Below are 9117 nucleotides of genomic sequence, written 5' to 3' on the forward strand. Positions count from 1 at the left end.
CGATGCCGACCCAGGTCGCGCACTTCCCAGGTCCGGGTGAAACTGACAAGCGTGGCCACCGAGGACGCACTGGTCAGGCTGGGTCGGCACCTCCGCCGCGGAGAGGTGTCCGAGGACCTGCGCCGGCTCTATCTGGAGGGCGGCCGGGGCGGCGACTCGTTCTACCGGGACCGGTGGTCGCACGACAAGGTGGTCCGGTCCACGCACGGCGTGAACTGCACCGGGTCGTGCTCGTGGAAGGTGTACGTCAAGGACGGCATCATCACGTGGGAGACCCAGCAGACGGACTACCCATCGGTGGGCCCGGACTCCCCCGAGTACGAGCCGCGCGGCTGCCCGCGCGGCGCCGCGTTCAGCTGGTACACCTACTCGCCCACGCGCGTCCGCTACCCCTACGTGCGCGGCGTGCTCCTGGACGCCTACCGAGCGGCTCGACGCCAGGGGCACGACCCGGTCGAGGCATGGGCTGAGCTCACCGCCGACCCGGAAACGGCCGCCGCCTACAAGCGGGCGCGCGGCAAGGGCGGGCTCGTCCGGGCAACGTGGGAGGAGGCCGCGGAGATCGTCGCCGCGGCCCACGTGCACACGATCAGCCGGTACGGACCGGACCGCATCGCCGGGTTCTCCCCGATCCCCGCCATGTCGATGGTCTCCCACGGGGTCGGGGCCAGGTTCGTGCAGATGCTGGGCGGCACGATGCTCAGCTTCTACGACTGGTACGCGGACCTGCCGGTCGCGTCCCCGCAGGTGTTCGGAGACCAGACCGACGTGCCGGAGTCGGCCGACTGGTGGAACGCCGCCTACCTGATCATGTGGGGCTCCAACATCCCCGTGACGCGCACACCGGACGCCCACTTCATGACCGAGGCCCGGTACCGCGGCCAGAAGGTAGTGGCCGTCTCCCCCGACTACGCGGACAACACGAAGTTCGCCGACGAGTGGCTCGCCCCACACCCTGGCACGGACGGCGCTCTCGCCCTGGCGATGGGGCACGTGATCCTGCGCGAGTACCTCGTGGAGCAACGCACCCCCCGGTTCGAGCAGTATCTGAAGCAGTACAGCGACTCGCCGTTCCTCGTCCGCCTCGAGCCGGCACCCACCGGCGCGCCGGGCGCCTACGTCCCCGGCAAGTTCCTGACAGCGGCAGACCTGTCCGACGACGTCCTGCCGGGCACCTCCGCCGAGGCGAACCCGCACTTCAAGCCCGTGCTGCTGGACTCCCGCGGGCGGCCCGTCGTGCCGAACGGGACCCTGGGCCACCGCTACGGCGAGACCGACGAAGGGCGCTGGAACCTGGACCTGGGGGACGTGGACCCGGCCCTGAGTACCGCGGACCTCCCGGGGGCGGGGACCGCCCTCGTCGCTCTCCCGAGGTTCGACGTCGTGCCGGGAGTCTCGACAAGCTCGACCAACGGAGACAGCTCGACCAGCGGGGATCCGCACACCGGCGGCAAGGGTGTCGTCGTGCGCGGGGTGCCGACGCGGCGGATCGGCGGGCACCTGGTGACCACCGTGTTCGACCTGATGCTCGCCCAGTACGGCGTGAGCCGACCCGGGCTCCCCGGCGTGTGGCCGCAGGGCTACGACGATCCCGCGCCCGGCACCCCGGCCTGGCAGGAGGAGATCACGGGTGTGCCCGCCGCGGCGGCGGCCCGGATCGGGCGGGAGTTCGCGCAGAACGCCGTCGACTCGGACGGCCGCTCGATGATCATCATGGGCGCCGGGACCAACCACTGGTTCCACTCGGACACCATCTACCGCGCGTTCCTCGCGCTGACCACCATGACCGGCTGCCAGGGTGTCAACGGCGGCGGCTGGGCGCACTACGTGGGTCAGGAGAAGTGCCGCCCGGTGACGGGCTGGGCACAGTACGCGGGCGGGCTGGACTGGGTGCGGCCGCCGCGGCAGATGATCGGCACGGCGTTCTGGTACCTCGCGACCGACCAGTGGCGGTACGACGGCCTGCCCGCCGACACCCTGGCCTCGCCGCTGGCGCCCGGGGCGTTCGCGGGCCGCACGACGGCAGACACGCTGGTGGAGTCGGCGCAGCGCGGCTGGATGCCCAGCTATCCCACGTTCGACCGCAACCCCCTGGACCTCGCCGACGAGGCCCGCACCGCCGGCAAGAAGCCTGCCGAGCACGTGGTGGACGAGCTGAAGGCCGGGCGGCTGCGGTTCGCCGTCGAGGACCCCGACGACCCGGCCAACTTCCCCCGCGTGCTGACGGTGTGGCGGGCCAACATCCTGGGGTCGAGCGGCAAGGGCAACGAGTACTTTCTCAAGCACCTGCTGGGCACGGACTCGGCGGTGTCCGCGCAGGAGTCCACGCCGGACCGGCGTCCGCGGAGCATGACGTGGCGCGAGGACGCGCCACGCGGCAAGCTCGACCTGCTGGTCACCATGGATTTCCGGATGACGAGCACCACGCTGTTCTCCGACGTCGTGCTGCCCGCCGCGACCTGGTACGAGAAGCACGACCTGTCCTCGACGGACATGCACCCGTTCGTGCACGCGTTCAACCCCGCCATCGACCCGCCCTGGCAGACCAGGACCGACTTCGCGGCGTTCCACGCGATAGCGCGGAAGATCTCGGCGATGGCGGTGGACCACCTGGGCGTGCGGCACGACGTCGTCGCCTCGCCACTGGCGCACGACACCCCCGACGAGATGGCGGTGCCGCACGGCACCCTCGCGGACTCGGGCGTACCGTTCCGCGAGCGCCATCTGGTTCCGGGGATCAACATGCCAAAGCTCGCGGAGGTCGAGCGGGACTACCCGGCTTTCGCGGCCCGGATGGCCGCGCTCGGGCCCTTGACCGACGGCGTGGGCATGGTCACCAAGGGCGTCATGTTCTCGCCCGACGCCGAGGTGCGGCGGCTCGGCGAGGTCAACGGGCTGGTGCCCGACGGCCCGGCGGCCGGGCGTCCCCGGCTGGACCGGGACACGCAGGTGTGCGAGGCGATCCTCGCGCTCAGCGGCACCACCAACGGTCGGCTCGCGGTGCAGGGCTTCGAACACCTGGAGCGGCGCACCGGCAGGCCGCTGGCCGACCTCGCCCGCGGGGAGGCGGGCAAGCGGATCACGTTCGCGGACGTGCAGGCCCGGCCCACCCCGGTCATCACGTCGCCGGAGTGGTCGGGCAGCGAGCACGGCGGGCGACGGTACAGCGCGTTCGTGGTGAACGTGGAGCGGCTCAAGCCCTGGCACACCCTGACCGGGCGGCAGCACTTCTACCTGGACCACGACTGGCTGGTCGAGCTCGGCGAGCAGCTTCCCGTGTACCGGCCGCCGCTGGACCTGCACCTCCTGTTCCCGGACTCGCCGGCGCTGTCGGGGTCCCGACAACCGGTGGTCGAGCCTGTCGAGTCCCCCGAGGCCGAGGTCGTCGTCCGCTATCTGACGCCCCATTCCAAGTGGTCCATCCACTCCGAGTACCAGGACAACCTGTTCATGCTGTCGCTGTCCCGCGGGGGCCCGAACATCTGGATGTCCCCGGCAGACGCCGCCCGGATCGGCGTCGTGGACAACGAGTGGGTCGAGGCCGTGAACCGGAACGGCGTCGTCGTGGCGCGAGCCGTGGTGAGCCACCGCATGCCGGAGGGCACGGTCTACATGCACCACGCCACCGACCGTACGGTCGACGTGCCCATCGCCGAGGCGTCCGGCCTGCGCGGCGGCATCCACAACTCGCTGACGCGGATCCTGCTCAAGCCTTCCCACCTGGCCGGTGGGTACGCGCAGCTCTCCTACGCCTTCAACTATCTAGGGCCTACAGGCAACCAGCGGGACGAGGTCACGGTGGTCCGGCGCAGGTCCCAGGAGGTGCGGTACTCGTGAAGGTCAGCTCATGAAGGTCATGGCCCAGATGTCGATGGTGATGAACCTCGACAAGTGCATCGGGTGCCACACCTGCTCGGTGACGTGCAAGCAGGCGTGGACCAACCGGTCCGGTACGGAGTACGTCTGGTTCAACAATGTGGAGACGCGTCCCGGCCTGGGCTACCCCCGCACCTACCAGGACCAGGGCAGGTGGCAGGGCGGCTGGGTCCGCACGAAGCGGGGCAAGCTCAAGCCCCGCGCGGGCGGGCGGCTGAAGAAGCTCGCGACCATCTTCGCCAACCCGAAGATGCCGTCCATCCAGGACTACTACGAGCCGTGGACGTACGACTACGACATGCTGCTGTCGTCCCCGCAGGGTGCGCACACCCCGGTCGCCCGGCCGAAGTCGCTGCTCACCGGCAAGGACATGAACATCGAGTGGTCGGCCAACTGGGACGACGACCTCGCCGGGTCCACCGCCACCATGCAGGACGACCCGGTCCTGAAGCACATGAGCGAGCACGTCGCCGAGGAGCTCGAGCAGACGTTCATGTTCTATCTGCCGCGCATCTGCGAGCACTGCCTCAACCCCTCCTGCGTGGCGTCCTGCCCGTCCGGGGCGATGTACAAGCGCGCCGAGGACGGCATAGTTCTCGTGGACCAGGAGGCCTGCCGCGGCTGGCGCATGTGCGTCACCGGGTGCCCGTACAAGAAGGTCTACTTCAACCACAAGACGGGCAAGGCGGAGAAGTGCACGCTCTGCTACCCGCGTATCGAGGTGGGCCTGCCCACCGTCTGTTCCGAGACGTGCGTGGGGCGCCTGCGCTACCTCGGCCTCGTGCTGTACGACGCCGACCGGGTCACCGAGGCGGCCGCCGTCGAGGACGAGCACGACCTGCTCGCCGCGCAGCGCGCCGTCTTCCTGGACCCGGACGACCCGGAGGTCGTGGCCGCGGCCCGCCGCGAGGGCATCCCGGAGGACTGGATCGAGGCCGCACAGGCCTCCCCGATCTGGAAGTTGATCAACGACTACGAGGTCGCACTCCCCCTGCACCCCGAGTACCGGACGCTGCCCATGGTCTGGTACATCCCGCCGCTGTCGCCCGTGGTCGACGTCGTCGCGAGCTCCGGGAACGACGGCGAGGACCCGCGCACCCTGTTCGCCGCGATCTCGCAGCTGCGCATCCCGCTGGAGTACCTCGCCGGGCTCTTCACCGCGGGCGACACCCGCCCCGTCGAGCGGGTGCTGCGCCGGCTGGCCGCCATGCGGTCCTACATGCGCGACGTGAACCTCGGGAACACACCCGACGAGGAGGCGGCGGGCGCCGTCGGCATGACCGGCCAGGAGGTCCAGGAGATGTACCGGCTGCTCGCGATCGCGAAGTACCAGGACCGGTACGTGATCCCCACGGCGCACGCCGAGCAGGCCCGCGACCTGGAGGAGATCGCCTGCTCCCTGGACTACGAGGGCGGCCCCGGCATGGGCGGCGCGGGCCCGCTCGGCGAGTCGTCCGGCCCGCCGGTGCCGGTCGCCGTCGAGAACTTCCACGCCCTGTCGTCCCGGCAGACGGCTGACTCGCCCAACGGGCCCTCCACGCCCGGCCGCGTGAACCTCCTGAACTGGGACGGGAACGGGCGGCCCGCAGGGCTGTTCCCGCCGTCGGACAGGAAGAACGCGCCATGAGCCCGACGTTCCTGCCCTGGCCGGGGCTGCGGTCTCGACAGGCTCGACCAGCGGAGCGATCGGCGGTCGAGCCCGTCGAGACCCTCACGGCGGTCCGGATGGCCGACGCCGACCGCCGCCTCGCCCACATGGCCGCCTCGCTCCTGCTCGCCTACCCCGACGAGGAGACGGTGGCGGCCGCGCGGGAGGTGCGCTCCGCCGTCGGACGGCTGCCGGAGCCCGTGGCACGGCGACTCACGAACCTCGCCGCCACCCTGGTCAACGGCGACCCGCGCGAGCTCCAGGCCGCCTACGTCGCCACCTTCGACCTCAAGCGACGCTGCACGCTCTACCTCTCGTACTACGCGGCCGGCGACACCCGGCGCCGCGGCGCCGCGCTCCTGCGGTTCGCCGAGGCGTACCGCGCCGTCGGCTGGGAGATCACCGGCGGCGAGCTACCCGACCACCTCGGGAGCGTGCTGGAGCTGTCCGCCCGGGCCGACCGTGACGGCGCACGCATCGCCGGGGCGCTCCTGACCGCCCACCGCGACGGAATCGAGGTGCTGCGCGCGGCGCTCGCCGCCGAGGGCTCGCCGTGGGTGGCGGCCGTGGAGGCCGTCTGCCTCACGCTTCCGCCGGTCGACCCACGCACCCTGGAACGCGTCGCCGCGCTCGTGGCCGAGGGGCCGCCCGCCGAGCTGGTCGGGCTGTCGGGCCTGCCGGGTTTCGGGGACGACGCTGGAGGGAAGGCCCTGCCATGGACGTGATGCTCTGGGTAGTGCTGCCGTACGTGACGTTCGCCGTGCTGGTCGCCGGGTCGGTGTGGCGCTACCGCTACGACCGGTTCGGGTGGACCACCCGCTCGTCCCAGCTCCACGAGAGCAAGCTGCTGCGCCTCGGCTCGCCGCTGTTCCACCTGGGACTGCTCGTGGTGATCCTCGGTCACGTCGCCGGGCTCGTGGTCCCGGCGACCTGGACCGCGGCGATCGGCATCCCCGAGGAGGTGTATCACCTCGTCGCGGCGCTGGCCGGAGCCGCGGCGTCGGCCGTCCTGGTGCTCGGCCTGCTCATCCTGATCTACCGCCGGCGGGTGACCAGTGCCGTGTTCCTCGCGACCACCGTGATGGACAAGGTCATGTACGCGATGCTCGCGCTGTCGGTGCTGTCCGGCGCGTGGGCCACCGCGGCCACCCAGCTGGTGACCGAGCACGGGTACGACTACCGGCAGACCATCTCGCCGTGGTTCCGCTCGCTCTGGTACCTGCAGCCGCAGCCCGAGCTGATGGCCGGCGTACCGGCGGCTTTCCAGGTGCACGTCGTCGCGGCCATGCTGCTGTTCGCGCTGTGGCCGTTCACGCGGCTGGTGCACGCGTTCTCGGCGCCCGTCGGGTACCTGTTCCGGCCGTACGTCGTCTACCGCTCGCGCGATGCCGGCGGCTCGGGTGCGGCTCCCGGCGGCTCGGGCGCTCGCCGCCCGCGACCCGGCTGGGAGCCGTCGGCCGGACCCCGGAAGAGGAGCTGACATGGCACAGGCACCACCAACCCGGGCGGGCCGGCGATCCGCGGTGAGCGGGACGTCGTCGGGCAGCCAGCTGGCGCTGGCCACGGTGGGTTTCGCGGTGAACTTCTGGGCATGGGCCCTGATCAGCCCGCTGGGGAAGGCGTACGGGGTCGAGTACGCGCTGTCGGAGATCGAGCAGTCGGTGCTCGTGGCGGTGCCCGTGATCGTCGGGTCCGTGGGCAGGATCCCGGTCGGTGCGCTCACCGACCGGCTCGGCGCCAGGCTGATGTTCCCGCTCGTGAGCGCGCTGACGATCGTCCCGGTGCTGTTCGTCGGGCTGGTCGCGGACTCGTATGCCGCGCTCGTCGTCGGCGGGTTCCTGCTGGGGCTCGGCGGCACGACCTTCGCGGTGGGCGTCCCCTTCGTCAACGCCTGGTTCGCCCCCGAACGGCGCGGGACGGCGCTGGGCATCTTCGGCGTCGGCATGGGCGGGACCGCCGTCTCTTCGTTCACCACGGTGCCGCTGGCCGACGCGTTCGGGCGCTGGGCCCCGTTCGTGCTGGTCGCGGTGATCCTCGCGGCATTCGCGGTGGCATCCTGGTTCTTGCTGCGCGACGCTCCCGGACGGACCACGGGCGCCACGGGCGGGATGTGGGCGCGCACCTGGTCGACCCTCAAGATCCCGACGACCCTTCAGCTCTCCTGGCTGTACGCGGTCGGGTTCGGCGGGTTCGTCGCGTTCAGCGTGTACCTGCCGACGTTCCTCGCCAACGCCTACGACCTGGCGACCGCCGACGCCGCGGCCCGCACCGCCGGGTTCGTCGTGCTCGCGGTGGTGATGCGGCCGATCGGCGGGATGCTGTCCGACCGGCTCGGGCCGGTGAACGTGTCCCTCTGGTGCTTCGCGGCGGTCACGCTACTGGCCGCAGTCGTCGCGTTCCAGCCCGGGCTCATCCCCGTGGGCACGATCGCGTTCCTCGGCCTCGCGGCCGCGCTGGGCGCGTCGTCGGGAGCCACGTTCGCGCTGGTGGCGAAGGTCGCGCCCGCAGACAAGGTGGGTGCCGTGACCGGCGTCGTGGGCGCCGCCGGCGGGCTCGGAGGGTTCGTACCGCCCCTCATCATGGGCGCGGTGTACCAGTTCGAAGGCAGCTACGGCGTCGGGTTCGCTCTGCTCGCCGCAACCGGCCTGGCGACGCTGCTGTTCACGCTCGGGCCGGTACGAAGGAGTGCGCGGGACTGAACGCTCAGTCCGAGAGAGCGACCAGCCTCAGTACTGGCCCGCCTCCACAGCAACCCGGACGCCACGGGAATTCAGCGGCCTGCGGCCTCCGGGCGGAGCACCACCGTCGCGCGGTGGGTCTCTCCGTCGCGCAGGAGTGCCAGCTCGATCCGGTCGCCGTCGTTCGCCTGCGCGGTCTCGCGCGCGAGGACCGCGTCGGTCGGGCCCACGTGGTCGCCGAGCCTGGTGATCAGGTCGCCCGCCCGTAGACCCGCTGCCTCCGCGGAGCCACCGGGAACGACGTCGGTCACGACCAGTCCCGGGGGCACGTCGAACCGCGCGGCCGCGGCGGGCGACAGGGCCGAGGTGGACATGCCGAATGACGAGTGCGCCACCCGGCCGTGCTCGAGCAGCTCGCCCGTGATCGCCCGGACGGTGGCAACAGGCACCGCGAAGCCGATCCCGACACTGCCGCCGACCGGTTGTCCGGTGCTGTCGGGCACCGTCGAGATCGCGGTGTTCACTTCGACCATCCGCCCTCGGCAGTCGACCAGCGCCCCGCCGGGAGCCGCTCACCGCTGGCGAGCAGCACCTCGATCCGTCCATCGGGGACGGCGGGCGTGATGACGTGGTCGTTGGTCACGACGTCGCCGTTCGGCCGGCATCGCCTCTCCCTGAGCTGGAGCCTCGCGTGAAGCGCGTCGCACGGACAAGTGCGACCGCCTTCAGGCTGCCACGGGTCGTGCGCGACAGCGATGCGAGGGCCCGGTGCCGCGCTCGCCGAGGAGGCCGGCGTCCGGTTCCACTGGCAGCGCACTGCCAACTCGGCTACCTCCAGGACGACCCCGACGACCGAGGGCCCTCACCCGGCCTCCGGACCGTCTCTTACACACATCTGACGCGGACGGCGCTGCC

General features: G+C 71.5%; 7 protein-coding genes. 5 read left to right on the forward strand and 2 right to left on the reverse strand.

The window, feature by feature from the left end:
- The first annotated feature begins 51 nt into the window (after positions 1–51).
- From EW117_RS28110 to EW117_RS28130, 5 genes are read left to right on the forward strand one after another with little or no spacing between them, the layout of a single operon-like run.
- Complete coding sequence (locus tag EW117_RS28110) at positions 52–3837, forward strand: nitrate reductase subunit alpha (RefSeq protein WP_242504624.1); 3786 nt, start codon at positions 52–54, stop codon at positions 3835–3837.
- A 10-nt stretch (positions 3838–3847) separates the two neighbouring features.
- Positions 3848–5503, forward strand: a complete 1656-nt coding sequence (gene narH, locus EW117_RS28115) for a nitrate reductase subunit beta (RefSeq protein ID WP_129790027.1) — start codon at positions 3848–3850, stop codon at positions 5501–5503.
- On the forward strand, positions 5500–6249 hold the full coding sequence (gene narJ / locus EW117_RS28120) for a nitrate reductase molybdenum cofactor assembly chaperone (protein WP_129790028.1): 750 nt from the start codon (positions 5500–5502) through the stop codon (positions 6247–6249). Before narH ends, narJ begins: the two co-directional genes overlap by 4 nt.
- A complete protein-coding gene (narI, locus tag EW117_RS28125) occupies positions 6240–7004 on the forward strand; it encodes a respiratory nitrate reductase subunit gamma (protein ID WP_129790029.1) in 765 nt (254 codons plus the stop codon). The genes narJ and narI overlap by 10 nt, the downstream gene beginning before the upstream one ends.
- Before the next feature lies 1 nt (position 7005).
- Entirely contained in the window at positions 7006–8223 is a 1218-nt protein-coding gene (locus EW117_RS28130) for an MFS transporter (protein WP_129790030.1), read from the forward strand.
- Positions 8224–8294: 71 nt separating this feature from the next.
- On the opposite strand, the gene EW117_RS28135 is transcribed toward EW117_RS28130, so the two are convergent.
- Together EW117_RS28135 and EW117_RS30585 are read right to left on the reverse strand one after the other, a co-directional pair.
- Positions 8295–8726 carry a S1C family serine protease gene (locus EW117_RS28135; protein ID WP_165362906.1) on the reverse strand — a complete coding sequence of 144 codons (432 nt, stop codon included), beginning with the start codon at positions 8724–8726 and terminating at the stop codon, positions 8295–8297.
- On the reverse strand, positions 8723–8845 hold the full coding sequence (locus tag EW117_RS30585; protein WP_277986497.1) for a hypothetical protein: 123 nt from the start codon (positions 8843–8845) through the stop codon (positions 8723–8725). The genes EW117_RS28135 and EW117_RS30585 overlap by 4 nt, the downstream gene beginning before the upstream one ends.
- Positions 8846–9117: the final 272 nt, after the last annotated feature.

Origin of the sequence: Promicromonospora panici, from assembly GCF_900608595.1 — a bacterium.
In the GTDB taxonomy this organism is placed as follows: Bacteria; Actinomycetota; Actinomycetes; order Actinomycetales; family Cellulomonadaceae; genus Promicromonospora; species Promicromonospora panici.